General features: G+C 59.1%; 14 protein-coding genes. 6 read left to right on the top strand and 8 right to left on the bottom strand.

Annotation, left to right across the window (positions count from 1 at the left end; genetic code table 11):
- Positions 1–2 precede the first annotated feature (2 nt).
- From LRS56_14900 to LRS56_14875, 6 genes are all read right to left on the bottom strand, one after another.
- Positions 3–836 (bottom strand): helix-turn-helix domain-containing protein, encoded by an 834-nt coding sequence (locus LRS56_14900; protein WDU65615.1) that lies wholly within the window; start codon positions 834–836, stop codon positions 3–5.
- 3 nt (positions 837–839) lie between these two features.
- The gene (locus LRS56_14895; protein ID WDU65614.1) at positions 840–1,691 is read right to left on the bottom strand and encodes a fumarylacetoacetate hydrolase family protein; all 852 of its coding nucleotides are present in this window, start codon (positions 1,689–1,691) and stop codon (positions 840–842) included.
- Between the two features lie 199 nt (positions 1,692–1,890).
- Positions 1,891–3,336, bottom strand: coding sequence for a carotenoid oxygenase family protein (locus LRS56_14890; GenBank protein WDU65613.1), 1,446 nt, complete (start codon positions 3,334–3,336; stop codon positions 1,891–1,893).
- A 25-nt stretch (positions 3,337–3,361) separates the two neighbouring features.
- Entirely contained in the window at positions 3,362–4,558 is a 1,197-nt protein-coding gene (locus tag LRS56_14885) for an MFS transporter (protein WDU65612.1), read from the bottom strand.
- A 39-nt stretch (positions 4,559–4,597) separates the two neighbouring features.
- Positions 4,598–5,590: a transporter gene (locus tag LRS56_14880; protein WDU65611.1), complete on the bottom strand. Its 993-nt coding sequence runs from the start codon at positions 5,588–5,590 to the stop codon at positions 4,598–4,600.
- Positions 5,591–5,731: 141 nt separating this feature from the next.
- Complete coding sequence (locus tag LRS56_14875; GenBank protein ID WDU65610.1) at positions 5,732–6,670, bottom strand: LysR family transcriptional regulator; 939 nt, start codon at positions 6,668–6,670, stop codon at positions 5,732–5,734.
- Positions 6,671–6,778: 108 nt separating this feature from the next.
- Here LRS56_14875 and LRS56_14870 point away from each other — a divergent pair, with 108 nt between their 5' ends.
- Complete coding sequence (locus tag LRS56_14870; GenBank protein ID WDU65609.1) at positions 6,779–8,278, top strand: CoA-acylating methylmalonate-semialdehyde dehydrogenase; 1,500 nt, start codon at positions 6,779–6,781, stop codon at positions 8,276–8,278.
- A 124-nt stretch (positions 8,279–8,402) separates the two neighbouring features.
- Here LRS56_14870 and LRS56_14865 read toward each other — a convergent pair whose 3' ends face one another.
- Entirely contained in the window at positions 8,403–8,705 is a 303-nt protein-coding gene (locus LRS56_14865) for a hypothetical protein (protein ID WDU65608.1), read from the bottom strand.
- A 518-nt stretch (positions 8,706–9,223) separates the two neighbouring features.
- On the opposite strand from LRS56_14865, the gene LRS56_14860 reads away from it, so the two are divergent.
- Together LRS56_14860 and LRS56_14855 are read left to right on the top strand one after the other, a co-directional pair.
- A complete protein-coding gene (locus LRS56_14860; protein WDU65607.1) occupies positions 9,224–10,162 on the top strand; it encodes a pectate lyase in 939 nt (312 codons plus the stop codon).
- Between the two features lie 252 nt (positions 10,163–10,414).
- Positions 10,415–11,665 (top strand): glycoside hydrolase family 68 protein, encoded by a 1,251-nt coding sequence (locus LRS56_14855; GenBank protein ID WDU65606.1) that lies wholly within the window; start codon positions 10,415–10,417, stop codon positions 11,663–11,665.
- Between the two features lie 66 nt (positions 11,666–11,731).
- Here the strand turns inward: LRS56_14855 and LRS56_14850 are convergent, their stop codons facing one another.
- On the bottom strand, positions 11,732–13,234 hold the full coding sequence (locus LRS56_14850) for a hypothetical protein (GenBank protein WDU65605.1): 1,503 nt from the start codon (positions 13,232–13,234) through the stop codon (positions 11,732–11,734).
- 244 nt (positions 13,235–13,478) lie between these two features.
- On the opposite strand from LRS56_14850, the gene LRS56_14845 reads away from it, so the two are divergent.
- From LRS56_14845 to LRS56_14835, 3 genes are all read left to right on the top strand, one after another.
- A complete protein-coding gene (locus tag LRS56_14845; protein ID WDU65604.1) occupies positions 13,479–15,557 on the top strand; it encodes a hypothetical protein in 2,079 nt (692 codons plus the stop codon).
- 343 nt (positions 15,558–15,900) lie between these two features.
- A complete protein-coding gene (locus tag LRS56_14840; protein ID WDU65603.1) occupies positions 15,901–17,886 on the top strand; it encodes a methyl-accepting chemotaxis protein in 1,986 nt (661 codons plus the stop codon).
- A 17-nt stretch (positions 17,887–17,903) separates the two neighbouring features.
- A complete protein-coding gene (locus tag LRS56_14835; GenBank protein ID WDU65602.1) occupies positions 17,904–18,824 on the top strand; it encodes a substrate-binding domain-containing protein in 921 nt (306 codons plus the stop codon).
- Positions 18,825–18,843 lie beyond the last annotated feature (19 nt).

Genomic DNA, 18,843 nt, shown 5'->3' with positions numbered 1-18,843 from the left:
CATCAGTCCAATGGCTTGGCAGATGGGTTGGCGCTGTGGGTCAGCGCGAGCATGTGCCGCGAAAGCGTGTGCGCCAGCGCGACCATCTGTTCACCCTGTTGTTGCTCCAGCGCCTTCTGTCGCTCGACGGCGGGGCGCACACAGCTAAGGCTGCCGAGCACCTTGCCGTCGCCGTCGAATATCGGCGCCGCGAGGCCGTATACGCCGGGGTCGACTTCGCCTGCGCTGGCCACATAACCCTGGCGCCGCAAGCGCTGCAGCGAACGGCGAAAGTCTTCCCAGGTCGGCCCCAGGTTGCTGGCGCGTACTTCGTCCGGGTGTTCCAGAAACAGCTGGCTGTGCTGGCGTGCGTTCATGTGGGCCAGAATCGCTTTGGAGGTCGCGCCCATAAACAACGGTCGCGGTGAACCCCGGGAATAACTGACGGTGCTGGCTAATTCACCACACTGGTGCACACACACCACTTGGTTCTTGAACAGCCGGCAGATCAGCCAGACCTGCTCGCTGCACCACTGCGGCAAGCTGGTTTCCAGTAACTGCGCGGCGCGGACCAACGGGTCGCTGAGCCTCAGTTGACGGTCCCAGGTGATGATCCGCGCGCCCAGCGCATAGCGCCCGGCTTCGACCTGGAACAACAGGTTCGCCTCGGCCAGCTCGCGTACGTAGCGGTAGGCGGTGGAACGGGTAAACCCGAGCGCACTGACCATGTCTTCGACGGCCCAGATCGGCTGCGCCTCGGTGAAGATGTCCAGCACGCGCAGCATGCGCTCGAGGCTGGAACCCTTGGTGTCGGCATCGCACTCGGGCGGTTGCGGTGATTGATCAATCAAGGTCATGGTTTATCGCTCGTCGACGATGGTGTTTCGCAGGGTGCCTATTTGCGATATTTCGACTTCCACTACATCCCCTGGCTGCATCCACACCGGCGGCTCGCGGAATGCACCGACCCCGCCGGTGGTGCCGCTGACAATCACGTCTCCGGGGGCCAGTTCGGTGAAGGTGGAGCAGTACTCGATCAGTGCGCCGACGTTGAAGATCATGTCGCTGGTGGCGGTGTGTTGCATCACCTCGCCGTTAAGCCGGGTGGTCAGTTCAAGGTTTTGCGGGTCGCTGATTTCGTCACGGGTGACCAGCCACGGGCCAAAGCCGCCGGTGTTCGGGAAGTTTTTGCCGGGTACAAATTGAATCGTGTGCTTTTGCCAATCGCGCACGCTGCCATCGTTGTAACAGGCGTAGCCGGCAACATATTCAAGGGCATCGGCTTTGCGGATGTGGCGCGCGGTTTTGCCGATAACGATGGCGAGTTCGCCCTCGAAATCCAGCTTGTGCGAAACCTTTGGCCGCACGATGGGTTGCAGGTGGGCGGTCTGGCTGTCGGCGAATCGCGTGAAGATCATTGGAAACACAGGCATGTCACGCCCGGTTTCGCGCACGTGGGTCGCGTAGTTGATGCCGATGCACAGCACCTTGCCTGGGTTTGGAATCACCGGCAGCAGAGTTACGTCGGCCAATGCAAAGCGCGGCAGGTTTGCCACCTGGCTGTCGCTCAATGATTGCAGTTGCCCTACGGCGAGTGCTTGTTTGAGGTCTGCACCGAGGGTCGGTTTCAGCGATTGCAGATCGACCACCTGGTCGCCTTCGACGATGCCGTAGGTATCACGGCCTTCAACAGTGAAGCTTGCAAGTTTCATTGGGGAGTCCTTTTGACGAGGGGGCGTGGACAGAACTTGACTCTATTCGCGCATTAAAATCCTGTAAAGCGAGATTTTATATAAATCCCAAACTGCAGGAAAAATGTATTTTTTGTGGCGTCAGGCAATCGAATTCCTGCCCTCAGGAACAGGCAATTCGGTGCGCTAACGGTTGATTTACTAGTGGTCTAGCCCGGGCTCATCCTTGAGCCCAGTAGCCGTGCAGCGACATGCGCATCCGAAATGGCACTTTGACCCGTGCGATGGGCCCGCTGGCCATCGCGCTGGTGTCGAGGATCACCAATTCGCTGCGTGCCTCGTTCAGCACATTCAGCAGTGCGACTACGTAGCCATCGCCTTCTGCGGCATCGCCGGCGCGGGGGATGAATATCGGTTCCTGGAAACAGCCGTTGTCTCCCGGGTACCACGCGTCGGTGCTGCCATCCTTGAGGTTCAGATGCGCCAACTGGTTGAAGAACTGGAACGGCATGGGGCCGTTTTCAGGGTTGTAGGGCAGCGTCGGATCAAACGCGAGCATAAAACCGTGTTCGTACGGGCGACCGAGGTAGCGCTGATCGCAGCGCGGAAACTCGCACATATAGTCAGTGAGTGGCTGTGGCGTCACGTCATCGCGGGCGTCGTTCAGGTCAAACGTCCAGCGCATCAGGTTCGACGGCAGGTCTTCGGGCGCTGGCACAAAACCGTCGGCCTGCGGGAAGAAATAAAACACGTTGCCGCCGGTGACCGGCATGTCCACATACACCTTGCCGTGTCTATCGAAGGCATTCAGGGTATGGCCCTGGAAGCTGTCCTTGGGGCCCTTGAACCAACGAATGGCCTGCGCATCGCCTTGGCGTGGCAGCACCGCAAACAACTGCGGCAGATCAGGCTGCCACTGAAAATGCTGGCCGCCGTTTTTCATGCGTTCCACATCGACAGTCAGCGGAATGAGCGGAAACACCACGTAGTGCTCGGTCACCGCAAAGTCATGCACCATCGCCGCATAAGGCGCCTGGAACCAGATCTCCTTGAGCAACTTGCCGTCTGGCGACAGTTCGAAATAGGCCATGTCCGGCGTACCGTCGCCCTTGGCTTCATAGCTGAAGGCGAGGAGGTTACCGGTGCCCGGGTCAATCTTGGGGTGGGCGGTAAAGGTTGCCGATTTGATTTGCCCGGCGAAGTCCCACTCGCCGAGGGTCTCCAGGGTCATCGGGTCCAAGGCCCACGGCAGTGCATCTTCCTTGAGCGCCAGCAGTACGCCGTTATGCGGGATCACCGCAGTATTGGCGGTGGTGTTGTTTTTCGCCGCCAGTGGGTCATTGGTGTAGACGTTCCTGTAGACGCCATTCAGTGAGCGACCTTCACGACGCTGCGCAATCAAGCGATCGGTCTGCACATAGCGCCGCCGCAGTGACACCTTGCCGTTGGCAAAGTAGAAGCCGCTGACCATGCCGTCACCGTTGAAAAACATATCGCTGCCGAGCATGGGCGGGTATTGCGGGTCCGGTGCTACCTGATAGAAAACCCCACGGATTGAATCGGGCAGGTTGCCCTCGACCTCAAGGTCCAGCACGTCGGCTTCGATACGACTGGGGCTGTACAGCGGCCCGGAAAATTCCGCGGTGGGCGGGAATCGATTATTCATTGATACGACCTCATGCACGCATTCATTATTTTTCGAGCAGGCCGGCGGGTAGGGCCGGCGTTTCAAGTGTTGAAGGGCCGGCCGCGTGACGAAAGCGTGCGACCACCCAGCAGGAGATGACCAACGCGACGATATACGCCGAGGCTGCCAGCCAGCCGACCGCACGGAAGTGCCCGTCACCGACGACCAGCGCTGCGCCAAACGGGCCGAGGCCCTGGCCAACAAAGATCGCGGCATTGCCGAGGCCGGCGAGTCGGCCGCTGATGTCCAGCTCGGCGGCCATCGACAACAGGTACGGAAGGCTGAAAAACCACACCATATGGATCAGGCACGCCGTCGCGGCAAACGCCACCGGGCTGTCGCCGTAGACCATGATCAGCGTCGCCATCAACGCGGTACCGAACCCCAGCAACTGCGGAAACAGCAGCCCCAGGCGCCGTCCGATAAGCCCGGCCAGCGCGGCGCCAAGTGCACCGGCCAGAATGCTGCCACCGAGGATTGCGCCGATTTGCTGTGGCGCCAGGCCGATACTTTTACCGATGCGTTCCTGATACACCCACAGCGCCGAATGGCCAAAAAACAACAGCGCAAACAGCACGATCAACAAGATTGCGGTCAGGCCGAACGGTTGGGTCAGGCGCGTCGGGGCACCCACGGCAGTTGCATAGTGTTCAGGCACGCGCCCGCAGCCGAGCAGCGCTAAGGCACTGGCAAGCGCCAGCAGATAAAACCCGCCGTTGACGCCAAAGGCCATGAGCACCATCGGCATTGAGGTCACCAGCAACATGCCCCAGAACAGATTGCCGATATTAATCACCGCAAACGTCGCGTCCTTGGACCTGCGCAGTGCCGCCGAGGCATACACCACGGCCATCACCGCGCCGCCGCTGGCACCACACACAACCCGGCACAGCAGCAGTGATGTCTCGCTGTGGAAGCGCGTACTGGTTAAATTGGCGCACACCAGGATCAGCAGCGCGACCTGTGCCACTTGCCGGCGATTGACGTGCGTCATCAGCAGCGCAAATGCGCCACAGGTGATGGCCATGGCAATCAGCTCGCCCGCGAAAATGCTGCCGATTGCGTTAAGTGGGATGCCCAGTTGATCGATAAAGGCGCCGCCCAGAATCGGTTGGATCTGCAAGGTTCCAAGGGACGTGACCATCATCAGGCAAATAGCCGCGAGTGATTTTTTACTGTCGATGCCAGCGAGCGCATTCATCAATGCAGTACCTCATTAGGGTGAGCGAGTACAGGTCGGTCAGAAGCTGTGGGCGTAACGCACTTGCACCGCATAGTCCTGTTTCGAGCGATTTTCCACGCCCGTTTCTTTGTAGGTGTTGAGCCAGAAGCCCTGACCTTCGCTGATTTTCCAGAACATGCCGGGGCCTATGCCCAGTACTTTTTCCCGCGAGTCGCTTAACCGGTCACCGTTGATCTGGTCGTCGGTGATCTGCCGGAAGTAATAGCCGTTGATCCCCACCGACACGTTGGGGATGACTTCGTAGGATGCCGTGAAGTTGGCCCAGGCCGACTGCCCGGCGCGGCTATCGCTCACCGGTTTACCTTCGAAGGAATCCTGCGAGCTGCTGGCAGGGTCGCGGTTCTTGAAGTTGTAGAGGTAATGCAGGCGCCAACTCACCTCCCAACGCGGTGCTGGCATCCAGGTTGCGGCCCAGTAGGGGTTCAGGGAGTAGAAGTTCGAGCCGGGGTTGAGGTCTTTGTGTTTGTCGTATTTACCGGTGGGCAGGATCGTGTCAAACGCCACCCGTTGCACAAATACCGGACGTCCGTGGGCATCGACGATGGGGTCGAATTGAATCTGAGGCCCGACGGTGACGTCGCCCAGCCCGGTGGCGTTGTCTTGCAGCGCCGGTCCGTTGCTGCCAAAGGTGGCATCCAGTGACACCACCGGTACCAGCAGGCTCCATCCCAGATGCGCGCCCCCGCCAATGGTGTCGGGCGAGTAATAGCTGAGCTGGTTGATCAACGTCACGACGTTGATTTTTGGGTTGTCGAACGCGCTGTTTTCCTTGCCGCTATTGGTGCGGATGCTGCTGGCGGTACTGAACTTCAAGTAAGTCAGATGGGACAAGCCTGGAGGCCCGGCAAAACCATCGTAGAAGCTGGTGCCGCCGAGGTTGATGCCACTGGGTTCGGTCACCGAGGGTGCTGGCGGCCCATCGGCTGCGGTCACAACTGAGGATGCGAAGCTGAGCACCAGGCACGCTGGCATGTATTTGAGTGGGCTCATTGGCGTGGCTCTATTATTGGAATTGTGAGCAGAGGGAACTCCCTCGCACCTTTACCCTAAGCCAAACAACCTCGCCGTACTTGAGCGGTACGGCCAGAGTTGACTGATAGCGCCATAGAGCCAGTGTTAACGACTGCGCAGTCAGCCCACGAAGCGAAACCCACCCGACAATTTGCTTTTCAAATAACCCACCAACGCACTCACTGACTTCGGCACATGCGGCGAATATGGCCGAATCAAGTAGATCTCATCGGCAAATGCGCCCTTGAGCGTCCAGCCCTTGAGCACCTGCACCAGCTTGCCGTCGGCCAGCGCGGCGTGGGCGCTGAAGTCCGGGAGCAGGGCGATGCCCAGGTGGTTGAGGGCCGAATCGCGTAGCGCTTCACTGTTATTGGTTGAAAAGCTACCGGCGATAGGCACGGTGACGCGCTCGGCGTGTTTGCCGCCACGTTCGAAGGTCCATGCTGGCTGATCGGTGCCGCGTGGGTAGTAAAGGCAGTTATGCGCGCTGAGATCGCCGGGTTCGCGGGGCTCGCCGTGGCGTTGCAGGTAGTCGCGGGTGGCGACCAGCACCGAGCCGGTGTCACAGAGCTTCCAGGCCACATGGGTTTCCGGCACCTGGAAGCCATGGCGCACCGCCAGGTCGTAGCCCTCGGCCGCCAGTGAACTCAAGGCATCCGACACGTCCAGTTGAATGCGGACCTGCGGGTACTGCTGCAAAAACTCCGACAGGTGCGGCACCAGCTGCTGGCGGGCGAACGCCACCGGGGCGGTGAGGCGTACCAGGCCGCGAATCTCGCCGGCCGAGTCGCGTACCGACGAGAAGCTGCGGGCGATCTGTTCGTAGGCGCTGCGCACTTCACGGGTCAACGACAGCCCCGCATCGGTCAGCCGCACACTGCGCGTTGTTCGCGTGACCAGGCGTGTGCCGGTGGCCTTTTCCAGGTCGGAAATGCGTTGACTCACGGCTGATTTGCTCACGCCGAGGCGTGCGGCAGCGGCGGTGTAGGTGCCTTGTTCTTCCAGCACCGACAACCAGTGGATATGGGTCCACAGCCCCTCGATCTCAGCCTTTTCCATGGGAGTATTGTTCACCTAGAAGGACAATAAGTTCAGGATTCTGCTCTGGTTTGGAACAAAGCGAAAGCCTAAGGTGGGTCCCAACGCTACCCACCTGGATCGACTGCCATGACAACTACAATCGAGCACTACATCAACGACCAGCGCGTGAGCCGCGATGATCGCTATCAGGACGTCTACAACCCGGCCACCGGCGAAGTGACTGGTCGCGTCGCTCTGGCCAGCCGCCAGACCGTCGGTGAAGCCGTCGCCGCCGCCCAGGCCGCGTTCGCCGGTTGGGCCGACACGCCACCGATCCGCCGCGCCCGCGTGCTGTTCGAATACCTGCACCTGCTGCGTGAGCGCAAGGACGACCTGGCGCGCATCATCGTTGCCGAACACGGCAAAGTCTTCACCGATGCCCAGGGCGAAGTCGACCGTGGCATCGACATTCTCGAATTTGCCTGCGGCATCCCCAACCTGCTCAAGGGCGAGCATTCCGACCAGGTGTCCCGTGGCATGGACAACTGGACAATGCGCCAGCCGCTGGGCGTGGTGGCCGGCGTTACGCCGTTCAACTTCCCGGTGATGGTGCCTATGTGGATGTACCCGATCGCCATCGCGGCGGGTAACACCTTCATCCTCAAGCCAAGCCCAACCGACCCGAGCGCCTCGCTGTTCATGGCCGAACTGCTGCGTGAAGCCGGCCTGCCCAAAGGCGTGTTCAACGTGGTGCAGGGCGACAAGGAAGCGGTCGACGCGCTGCTTGATCACCCGGACGTCAAGGCCCTGAGCTTCGTTGGCTCCACGCCGATTGCCCAATACATCTACGAAACCGGCGCCCGTAACGGCAAGCGCGTGCAAGGTTTGGGCGGCGCAAAAAACCATATGGTGGTGATGCCGGATGCCGACATCGAAAAAACCGTCGACGCGCTGATGGGCGCCGCCTACGGCAGTGCTGGCGAGCGCTGCATGGCGATTTCGGTGGCGGTGCTGGTGGGCGATGTGGGCGACAAAGTCATTGCCGCCCTGACCGAGCGCGCAAAGCTTCTGCGCATCACCGATGGCCGCGACCTCAAAGCCGAGATGGGCCCGATTGTGTCCCGCGCCGCGTTGGAGCGCATCAGCGGCTACATCGAGCAAGGCGTGCAAGCCGGTGCGCAATTGCTGCTCGACGGCCGCGATTACGTGCCCACCGAAGCGGGCCTGGAAAACGGCTTCTGGCTCGGCGCAACCTTGTTCGACCACGTGACCCAAGAGATGAGCATCTACCGCGAAGAGATCTTCGGCCCGGTGCTGGCCTGCGTACGCGTGAATGATTTTGCAGAGGCGATCAAGCTGGTCAACGACCATGAGTTCGGCAACGGCGTGAGCTGCTTCACCCGCGACGGCAACATTGCCCGCGAGTTTGCGCGGCGAATCGAAGTGGGCATGGTCGGCATCAACGTACCGATCCCGGTGCCGATGGCCTGGCACGGCTTTGGCGGCTGGAAGAAGAGCCTGTTTGGCGACATGCATGCCTACGGCACCGAGGGCGTGCGCTTCTACACCAAACAGAAGTCGATCATGCAAAGGTGGTCAGAGAGCATCGAGCAGGGTGCGGAGTTTGCGATGCCGGTGTCCAAATAGCCCAAGAGCCCAGTAGGTCCAATGTGGGAGCGGGCTTGCTCGCGAAGGCGGTGTATCAGTACCAGATTGTCTGGCTGACCGAACGCCTTCGCGAGCAAGCCCGCTCCCACATTTTTTACTGCATTCAGGCAGTGGTTTTTGCAGGTTTCAAGCATTCGATGGAGCGATCCACGGTGGTCCTGGCAATCTCCAGTAAATGCCACACCGCCATAACCTTGGCCCGCTCAGGGCCTGGCAGAAGGTCACCGCAATTGAGCGCAGTAGCGCAAGCACTGTCGAGCAAACTGGCGGTGTAGAGCAGGGCGTCTTCAAAGCTCAACTCTTCGATTTGAACACCGTGGGAGGGCAGGTAATGGTCGATGGCGCGGTTGAACGCGGCGCGGTCTTTGGCTGAATTGCGGGGTGGGTCGGGGACGGCTTTATTCATGGTGTAACTCCGTGATGATTAGGAGTCGACACCCTTCGCGACTAAACAAATGGGTGGCGGCTGTACGCAGGTTAGTCGACCGGCCATCACGCGAATCCGGCGCACCCGAAGGTGCCCTACGCACAGCCACCATAAAAGCTGATGGAAGACCGTGCGCGTGATGGTTAGCAGGCGACTAAACCCGATCACTGATTTGGCAGTGACGGATCGCAGACTAGCCCCCGATTCCAACAGGCACAAGGCGCCGGGGATTGTCTAGGAAACGTCCTGCAATTAAAAGCGACACGCCTTGCTGGCCTTTTACAAACCATGACAAAAGGCCAGCGCCTACAGATTTTTTCGATCAAGTGTTGACGGCAAAACAGATGGCGAGTACTGTACATAAACACAGTGTTTAAGCGCTGATCGACCATTACCCGGCAACCTCAGCCATGCCAAACACTGTGTGCAAGTTAACGGATTAACTTGATGCACAGGCTCGTCAACCCGAGCCGTTTTTATTTATAGAGAGGGAACTCATGTCTTATCCAGAAAGCAAACTCACCGGCCTGACCGGTTTCGCCCTTGCGGCAAAAGTCACCGGCGGCTGGTCTGGCCAGGTGGTCAGTATCACCACGCTCGATCAACTCAAGGCCAATATTGGTGACACCACCCCTCGGGTGCTGGTGATCAACAGTAATATCTCGGCCTCGAGCCTGACCAAAGTGAACCTGGGCGCCAACAAGACCCTGATTGGTTCCTTCCAGAACCGTACCCTGGAGAATATTCACCTGCGTGCAACCGCGCAGTCGCAGAACATTATTCTGCAGAATATTATCTTCAAGCATTCGGCAAGTATTAAGGCCAATGACGATATTCAGGTCTACCTGAACTACGGCAGCAAATACTGGATTGACCATTGCTCTTTTGTCGGCCACACCTGGTCTACCACCGATGGCAGTGAAGACAAACTGGTGTATATCGGTGAAAAGGCCGACTACGCCACCATCAGCAACTGCTTCTTCGGCAACCACAAATACGGCCTGATTTTCGGTCACCCGGCCGATGACAATAAGGCGGAGTTCAATGGTTACCCGCGCCTCACGCTGTGCCATAACCGCTTCGACAATATGGAAGTGCGTGCGCCCGGCTTGATGCGCTACGGTTATTTCCATGTGTACAACAACTACATCAATAACTTTCACCTCGGTTTTACCCTGGCACAGAACGCCAATATCCTGTCTGAGAGCAACTATTTTGGCGAAGGCAGCCAAAACAAAGGCATGTTGGATGACAAAGGCACCGGCACATTCACTGATACAAACAGTGTGCCGGCGATCACCAACCAGAAGTCGCCAAAAGCACAATGGACAGCAACTTCCAACTACGCCTATACCTTGAAGACGGCGGCGCAAGCCAAGGACTTTACGCAGAAGAATGCCGGGGCCCAAGCCGCGGCGCTGGTGTTCGGTAGTTGATTAGCTAGCTTTCTACCGAGCAGTCATTTATTACAGGTGCCACTGTATTTATATCAAGGATATAAATACAGTGATGGCCTTTGTAATCTAAATAATTCTTCATGTTGCGATAAGCCGGCTTGCATGTTAAACCTTGTTTTGCACTTGCAGAGCCAACTATCTCTTGCTCTTTCAGTCAGCCATTAAATGGCTGGCTGTCAGGTGCTATTTAATCTTCGCTTGTCACTAAAGCGTCAGTAAAAGGACATCATCATGAAACATGCGAATCACACACCCACTCGCTGGACACGGGCCGATGCGCTGAAAGTTAATGAGAATGACCCGACGACCACACAGCCGTTAGTGAGTCCTGACTTTCCTGTCATGAGTGACACGGTGTTTATTTGGGACACCATGCCCTTGCGTGAGCTGGACGGCACGGTGGTATCGGTCAATGGCTGGTCGGTGATCTTCACCCTGACCGCCGACCGTCGTCCCCATGATCCACAATTCATCAATGCCGATGGCCGTTACGACATCAAGCGCGACTGGGAAGACCGCCATGGCCATGCGCGTATCTGCTACTGGTATTCGCGCACCGGCAAGGACTGGATCTTCGGCGGCCGCGTGATGGCCGAAGGGGTTTCACCGACTACGCGGGAATGGGCGGGTACGCCGATCCTGTTGAATAACAACGGCGATATCGACCTGTACTACACCTGTGTCACACCGGGCGCCACGATTGCCAAAGTCACGGGCCAGGTTGTCACTTCGGACACCGGTGTGACCCTGCAGGGTTTTGATCAGGTCAAATCGTTGTTCGACGCCGACGGCACTTATTACCAAACCGAAGCGCAGAATGCGACCTGGAACTTTCGCGATCCGAGCCCCTTTATCGACCCTAAAGATGGCAAGTTGTACATGGTGTTCGAAGGCAATGTGGCCGGCGAGCGCGGCACTCACGAAGTGGGTCCGAACGAAATCGGCCTGGTGCCACCGGGGCATGAGGACGTGGGCGGTGCTCGCTACCAAGTGGGTTGCATTGGCATCGCCGTGGCCAAGGACCTCAACGGTGACGAATGGGAAATCCTGCCGCCGCTGGTGACCGCGGTTGGCGTGAACGACCAGACCGAACGGCCGCACTATGTGTTCCAGGACGACAAGTATTACCTGTTCACCATCAGCCACAAGTTCACCTATGCAGACGGCGTAACTGGCCCGGATGGCGTCTATGGGTTCGTCAGCGATCAGCTGTTCGGCCCCTACACGCTGATGAATGCGTCGGGGCTGGTACTCGGCAACCCGCCTTCGCAGCCGTTCCAGACTTACTCCCACTGCGTAATGCCAAACGGCCTGGTGACGTCGTTTATCGACAGCGTACCCACCACCGGAGACGACTATCGCATCGGCGGCACCGAAGCGCCGACGGTACGGATCGTGTTGAAGGGCGCTCGTTCGTTTGTACAGGAGGCTTATGACTACGGTTACATCCCGGCAATGCGTGATGTGGTATTGAGCCAGTGAAATCCTACCCAGGACGAAACAGTCCTCTATAAAAAAAAGCCACTCGGAGGAGTGGCTTTTTTACGCCTATTTTTTGATTTCGTAGCGGATCGTCTGATTCAGCACTTTCGTTCCCACCTTGTACCTCGCGAGCATGTCATAAGTGCCCGCCACGCGTGCTGCGGCCCCAATGTCAAAACAGGTATTGTTGGGCGTCGCTGTACTGGTGTTTTTGGTGACGGTGTTAGCCGGCACTTGCTGCGGCACCTCCTTGTCATCCAGTCGGTAAACACTGGCGCTCACTTCGGTAACGGTACGCGAGTGATATACGCAGTACTCGCCGTCGGTAGTGGTGGGGGCAAAGTCACCGGTAGCGTTCAAGGGAGAAACGAAGGCAACGCCGGAACTGTTCAGTACTTCGGCCTCCCGTGCCGCTTCCAGGGCTTGCCTTGCCGTTTGATAATTCTGGCTGAAGGCAAGTGGGCCGCCGCGAACCTTGATCATGTTCTGCACAGCGAGTTCTGCCTGGGTCAGCGCTTTGCGTTTTTGCCAGAGTGAAGCATCGCCGCCCTTGACGATGGACAGGGCCAGCCAGGTCTTGTCAACGAAGGGTGCAGGCTCGGCACCCTTTGGATGCTGGGTGAGTTGGTGATTGGAGTAATTCAGGTTTTCCGTGTTGACGTCCGCCAATGCCGCACCATCGGGCGTATCCGCCAAGCCACGGCGCACGGCCGCAGGCACCAGCATGACAATATCGCCGATCCAGGCGAAGGGGTTGTACGGGCTGTCTGCCGCTACCATCCGTCCATAGCAATTGGCCGGCACGCAGTGTTCCTTGTTGATCAGCACATAGTCGCCGATGTTCAAGGGGATGTAGGAACCGTTGTTTTTAATATTGGCCAGTTGCCCGGTATTGCCGGTGAAGTTGATGTCGATCTCCATGACCACATCATCTTTGTTCAAACTCAGCAGGCTTTTGGCAATTTCCTTGGCGAACACCTGTTCGGCCGCGGTGACCGGGTTGGCCAGGGACAAGGTCTGGGTGACGGACTGGATAAAGTCGAGGAACGCCGCAGAGTTTTGATTCTCGCCCTGATCGTATTCCAGCACGGTCAGTTTCATGTTGAGGTGGTCGGATTCGAGGGTTTTTGGGCCGTAGAGCAGTTTGTTGAGGAAGGGGGTTCCGGCTTTGTCGGATACGCCGAAGTAGGGGCCGAGTACGCGAGTAACGGTATCGGACGCGGTACCGTCGTTGACCTCGGTGAACTCGGCCACCACGATTACTTCGTTCACGCCCCCCGTATCCTTCAGGTACTTGAAATAGCCATCGCTCAAGTAGATGGCAAACACATCGTCGCTGGCTTTGTCGCCGCCGGCTTTGTGCACGGTCAACAGTGGGTCGATATTATTGGTGAACAGGGTCGTTTCGAAGCCTTGCCTGCCCTCGGCATTGGGTGCGGAAGCGGGGTTGTCGGCTTTGCGATAGACCTGCGTGGTGCCCGTGGGCACCGAGATGCAACTGGCCAACAGCGCACAGGCCAGAATGACAAAGAGGGCGCGCCAGTCGCGGCCATGATCGCAAAGATTCATTCCCCACTCCTCCTTGAATCAGCATGGCATCAAAATGATGGCGCCTGTCAGTTTTGGCAAGTGTAGGACGCGTTGTGAAAAGTGCAAATTTGGCTGTTTGTATATGTCGGAGCACTTGCAGAGTTGCGATCTGTGAGCTTTTCTGATCGCTAGGGTAGCGCGCAGTTGCCCGGTTGCGTTACGCATGAGCGTAGTGGATAGCCCTTCCAGCTCATAAGCCCGAGTCCCAGGAAGGTGGTCGATCATGCGCAAACTCCCTCTGTCCATCCTTGGTCTGGCTATGTTGGCAGTGGTGCTGACCACGGCGGTTACTGGCTGTTCCGGTATTTTTAATGGCATCGCTGACACGCTGCTGGCCAACGAAGTGCGCTTTGACGACCGAGAAACACCCCGTACCGCCTACGCGCTTTCGGCCTCTGCCGATCAAGTGCAGTTGGTAGGGGGGCAAGGCAGCGGCCTGAGTTGCAGCCTGCCGACCGGCCTGCAGACGTTGGCATTTACCCGTGGCAGCCACCAGGCGCCTATTGCCTTACAGATGCGCCAAGCCTGTGCCTTTCATGACTACTGCTACCGCCATGGCAATGCCACCTACGGTTACAGCCAGGCAGACTGCGATTTCATGTTGCAGCAGCAAGCCTTCCGGTTGTGCAAGTACATCAACCCCAACGCGACCATCAGCGACTGCGAAACCAATGCGCGCAAGGTCACCCTGGGTGTGCGCTTGGGCGGCTTCGGCAGCTTTAAAAGCGCGCGTGCAACGGAAGACGAAAAAGCCTCCACCTTCCTGGAATTCGATCCCTATCCGGTGCGCGCCAATGCCCACCGAGTACTGCGCATCGCCGATGCCCCGCGCCAGTGGGTTAACGAGGGCCTGCTGCCGAAAGCGGCCTACTACTTCGACATCCGGCCCTCGGGCAGCCTGGTTCATGTGCTGGGGTGGAAACCCGAGGGTGGCCAGGTTTGTTCCAGCTTCGAATTGCCCGCCGCGTATGACGCCATCAACGGTCCACCCATGGTGGTGCGTGATGAGCCTGGCGGCAAAGACTGGTTTGTGTGGTGGAAGCGTAGCCAGTTGAGTGGTACTGCGGGCGGCTTCGCACTGCTGCCTCCCGGTTGGGCCAGCCGCAACGATTGGGCGCAAGCGGCCGGGGGCATCCAACTGCGCACACCTGCCGGGCACTGCGAGAACACAGCGATGTGGGGCAGGGGGGACACCGCGCCCGCTGCCGCACCGCTGGCATTCGCCATCCATAACCAGGACCTCAAGTTTTCCGAGGTGCATCCGGTCAACGGCGCAAGCACACCGGGGTTTGTACGGCTGATGGGCCTGAGTACACATTCCTGCGGCCCGAGTGAAGGCATCAAGGACCGCTCGCCGTGCGTGGTGGATATAGTGTTTGACACAACCCAGCGCCAAATTCGCGAAGCACCTGCAGGCCGGCATCTGTACAGCATTGCTGAGCGCAACTGTATAAGCGACCCGGACGATCACACGTCAAAAGATCACTGCGATCGCTATCGCAATTATGTCGGCGCACCTTTTGTGGTCGGCCAGGCTTCCCCACCGTTCTTGCTCTGGATGCGCCGAGGTACCGGCAATGGCGAGGGCTATGAAGACGGCGCGATGGTGCGACGTTACACGGTGGCAAAGCCCGGCACAGAGGTGGCCACTAACCTTGGCGAGCAAACCCTCAAGGCATTCCCCGAGGCCATGGAGCCGGCTTTTGTTACCCAGGCAACCGCGACCAACCCCACATTTGTGAGCGTGATGGCGGGCGGCAGCGGGGTCCAATTGCAGATGCAAAAAGCCGTGCTCAACGGTGAGCAGTTAAAGGCCGCCACGTTGGAGTGCTTGCGTGGTGCGCCCCTTTCCTGGTTGCAGCGCCCGGTTCATCTGGTACCGGATCTTTCCGACGCAAGCAGGAGCTACCTGGTGTTGTCGCGCGTGCGAGTGAGCGACACACACAGCAATCCGCTGGCCCAGGGCGCCGAGTTGGAAATCGCGGTGGCCACACTGACGGCTGATTCATGCCTCGATTCTGGCGTGCAAATGTCTGCCTATCCTGAATTTTTCAAAGGGTTTTCGACAAAACAGGAGCGGCTCGACGCCGGCAAGGCCTCCGGCGCTGCGAAGGTGGAAGCCGTCGGCCGCTACGCCGAACGCGTTCGCGGCGGTCAGATGGTGCTGGCGGATATCACTGGCGACCGAATCCCCGATCTGGTTCAGGTTGCCGAGATAAACAGCGACGGCGAACACCGCTTCCAGGCCGGTTTGCTGAAGGGCAGCCTGGAAAAGACCGGGCTGCGTTTCAGCGAATTCTAAGGGCATAGCTCACCGGAGGCGGCGGTGCTGCCGGGTCACCGCCCGGTTACATCCCGGCGATGCGTGATGTGGTGTTGAACCAGTAAACGCAGTGCAAAACCCAGCCTGATCTCATCAGGTATGTGGGAGGAGCTTGCCCCCGATGGCGGAGTGTCAGTCTGACCCACCGCTATCGGGAGCAAGCCCTCTTTCACATTCTTTGGCCGCGTTTCGGCCTGCCTTCAACGCTCAAGTCCCCGCCCACCTGGCCGATACAGGCATTAGCACCACGAGTGATCCCGAGCTCGTAGGTACACGCCTGGTCGTCGCTCAGGTCAACGAATAAAAATCAAAAGGGGTGGCCATGACCATATTGCAGCGTGTGATCGGCGGGTTTGCGGTGTTGGTGCTGTTACTGCTAGTCATGGCGGGGATCAGCTATCAGAACACGCAGTCCATCAGCAGTCGCTTGACCATTATCACCGGCGAGTCGGCACCCTTGAGCCGGGCCGCCAGTGAGCTGTACGTGCACATCCTGCGCGCCAACCAGGCGTTGCTGGCCATTCAGATCAGCACCGACCCCAAGCAGATCGAGGACGGCAAGCGACCGTTCACCGAGAGCATCGCTCAGTTCAATCAATTGCTCGACAGCACCGTTGCCTATACCGGCGAGCATGAGGCGCTGCGGGCGAACCTGGCGCAGCAGCGCCAACAGGTAGCGGCCTACGCCGAACAGGCGCAGGCGTTGATGGCGTCCCACTCGCAACATGTGCAGCAGTTGGCGCTCACGCGCACACTTCAAGGCTACAGCAGTGCGCAGGCGATGCAGCTGACCAGCTATTTGCGCGATTACATCGCGCATGCGCGCAGTGTCGGCGAGCCGCAACAGGTGGCCGCAGCGGAAAAGCTGCTGTTGGAAGTCAACAAATCCTACGATGGCTTCGCGGCCCACACCGTCACGCCCGCCATTGATAAATTACAACGTGTGCTCAATCTGCAGGACGAAGTGATCAGCACCCGGGCCCAGGCCCTGGCGGCGATTGAACCCAGGGGCGGGCGGATTGCTGACGTCATGGTCAATCGCCTGCTGACTGACCTGACCGCCCCTGACGGCCTGTTCCAGGCTTATCAGGTGGAAGCAAAACTGGCCGCGCAGGTGCAGCAGCAACGCAATGCGGTTGAGGCGGCGCTGAAAGCCACCCTGGACAGGATTGGCGAGTTCGGCAGCCAGTCCCTTGAAGTCGCCAACCAGGCCAGTCAGTCGGCCAATGCCACTATCGGCACCAGTCGCAGCTTGCTGTTGATCGCGTGTGTGCTTGCGGTGCTGGCGGCGGTGTTGATTGGTACATGGGTCGCCTTCAGCCTGCGGCGTCCGCTGGCGGCGTTTCGCGAAGTCCTCAAGACGCTTACTGCGGGGGACATGCGGGTCAGTTTCGATGTCAGCCGTAAAGATGAGTTCGGTGAGTTGGGCGGCTACCTGAACGAACTGACCAAGGCCCTGCAGAAAACCTTCCGTGAATTGATCAGCTCTGCCGATGCGCTGGCCGTTACCGCGGGCAGCAACGCCTTGAACAGCGAGCAGACCACCCGTGTGGTGGATGAGCAGAAGGACCGATTGCAATCGGCCGCCTCGGCCATGACGCAGATGGAAAGCACGGTCGAAGAGGTGGCCCGGCGCGCACAGGACACCCGCCAGGCCGTGGACGACACGAGTGAACTCACGCACAAGGTGCAGGCGCGCGTGGCCGAGACCATCGTCAACATCCGCCAGCAGGCCGACCAGGTGAACAAGGCCACGCAGGTAACCGATGAGTTGCAGAAGTACGGGCAGAATATCGAGGGCATTGTTGTCGCCATTCGCACCATTGCCGAACAGACCAACCTGCTTGCCTTGAATGCGGCGATCGAAGCGGCCCGTGCCGGCGAGCAGGGACGCGGTTTTGCGGTAGTGGCCGATGAAGTGCGCTCCCTGGCCAGCCGTACCCAGACCTCGACCAGCGAAATCCAGGACATGATCGGGCTCATGCAGGAGAAGATTCACTCGGTGGTGCATGTGATGAACGAGAGCCAGGCGCAGTCCACCCAGTGCGTGTCCCTGGCCTCGGGCGCGGGTGACTTGCTGCTGTCGATGAGCGACTCGGTCGACAGTATCCGCGACATGAATATTCAGATCGCCGCCGCCACCGAGCAGCAGAGCGCCACGGTGCAGGAAACCAGTCGGATGGTCATCCAGATCAACGATTCGGCCCAGCAGACGGCAAATGGCGCCGAGCAGTCCGCCATCAGCAGCCACGAGCTGTCGGACATGGCCAAGGTGCAGCGCGAGCTGCTCCATCATTTCAGCGTTTGAGCCGCAGGAGTCAGAACATGAAAGTATGGTTAATCCTCGCCTTGGGGGCGACGCTGCTCATTCCGGGCCCAGCCCAGGCCGCTACGCCCTTGCTGGGCGTTGGCATGGCAAAGTACGACGATAACTTCCAGACCCTGCTGCGCAACGGGGTACAGCAACAGGCCAGCGTCATGAACGCCGACATCTTTATGGAGAACGGGCAGGACAGCGTCGATTTGCAGATGCGCCAATTCCGCAACCTGGTCAATTCCAAGGTGGATGCGATCATCGTCGCGATGGTGGACGGCAAAAGTGCGGCGCAGATGATGCAACTGGCCTCGGACGCCAAAATCCCGCTGGTCTTCGTCAACCGCAATCCGAACCCGCAACAGTGGCCGGCGCAGACCGCGTTTGTCGGCTCCAACGAGCTGGAGTCGGGTACTTTGCAGATGGAAGAGCTGGCGCGCCGCGCCGGTTACAAGGGCAACGTGGTGATTCTGGTGGGCGACCCGGCCAACGCGTCCTCCTTGATGCGCACCGAGGACGTGGAGAAAGTCGTCGCCAAATACCCCGATATGAAAGTCGTACAGAAAAAAGTCGGTAACTGGGAGCGTAGCCAGGCCGCCACGATTGTCATTGACTGGGTCAAGCAGGGCGTCGATTTTTCGATCATCGCGGCCAATAACGATGAAATGGCGATCGGCGCGATCATGGGGCTGGAAAAAGCCGGCAAGCAAGCCAAGGACTATTGGGTCGGCGGCATCGACGGCACCCCGGACGGTTTGAAATTGATGGCTGAGGGCAAGATGGCGGTCAGCGTGTTTCAGGATGCCGCCGGCCAGGCCGGTGGCGCAGTGGACACCGCGCTACGGCTGGTACGCGGGGAGGTGCTGGAGTCGACGGTGGTCTGGGTGCCGTTCAAGTTGATCACGCCTGAGAATCGCCAGGCGTTTGAATAGCACTGACCCCCTCGATCCA

The sequence above is a fragment of the Pseudomonas poae genome (genome assembly GCA_028869255.1).
GTDB classification, from domain to species: Bacteria; Pseudomonadota; Gammaproteobacteria; order Pseudomonadales; family Pseudomonadaceae; genus Aquipseudomonas; species Aquipseudomonas poae_C.
The sequence above is the reverse complement of the archived record's forward strand: the minus strand, read 5'-3'. Positions and strand labels throughout refer to the sequence as shown.

Bases quoted from the DNA above. Each gene is read 5' to 3' on its own strand.
- LRS56_14900 (WDU65615.1), bottom strand. From the start codon at position 836: ATGACCTTGATTGATCAATCACCGCAACCGCCCGAGTGCGATGCCGAC.
- LRS56_14895 (WDU65614.1), bottom strand. From the start codon at position 1,691: ATGAAACTTGCAAGCTTCACTGTTGAAGGCCGTGATACCTACGGCATC.
- LRS56_14890 (WDU65613.1), bottom strand. From the start codon at position 3,336: ATGAATAATCGATTCCCGCCCACCGCGGAATTTTCCGGGCCGCTGTAC.
- LRS56_14885 (WDU65612.1), bottom strand. From the start codon at position 4,558: ATGAATGCGCTCGCTGGCATCGACAGTAAAAAATCACTCGCGGCTATT.
- LRS56_14880 (WDU65611.1), bottom strand. From the start codon at position 5,590: ATGAGCCCACTCAAATACATGCCAGCGTGCCTGGTGCTCAGCTTCGCA.
- LRS56_14875 (WDU65610.1), bottom strand. From the start codon at position 6,670: ATGGAAAAGGCTGAGATCGAGGGGCTGTGGACCCATATCCACTGGTTG.
- LRS56_14870 (WDU65609.1), top strand. From the start codon at position 6,779: ATGACAACTACAATCGAGCACTACATCAACGACCAGCGCGTGAGCCGC.
- LRS56_14865 (WDU65608.1), bottom strand. From the start codon at position 8,705: ATGAATAAAGCCGTCCCCGACCCACCCCGCAATTCAGCCAAAGACCGC.
- LRS56_14860 (WDU65607.1), top strand. From the start codon at position 9,224: ATGTCTTATCCAGAAAGCAAACTCACCGGCCTGACCGGTTTCGCCCTT.
- LRS56_14855 (WDU65606.1), top strand. From the start codon at position 10,415: ATGAAACATGCGAATCACACACCCACTCGCTGGACACGGGCCGATGCG.
- LRS56_14850 (WDU65605.1), bottom strand. From the start codon at position 13,234: ATGAATCTTTGCGATCATGGCCGCGACTGGCGCGCCCTCTTTGTCATT.
- LRS56_14845 (WDU65604.1), top strand. From the start codon at position 13,479: ATGCGCAAACTCCCTCTGTCCATCCTTGGTCTGGCTATGTTGGCAGTG.
- LRS56_14840 (WDU65603.1), top strand. From the start codon at position 15,901: ATGACCATATTGCAGCGTGTGATCGGCGGGTTTGCGGTGTTGGTGCTG.
- LRS56_14835 (WDU65602.1), top strand. From the start codon at position 17,904: ATGAAAGTATGGTTAATCCTCGCCTTGGGGGCGACGCTGCTCATTCCG.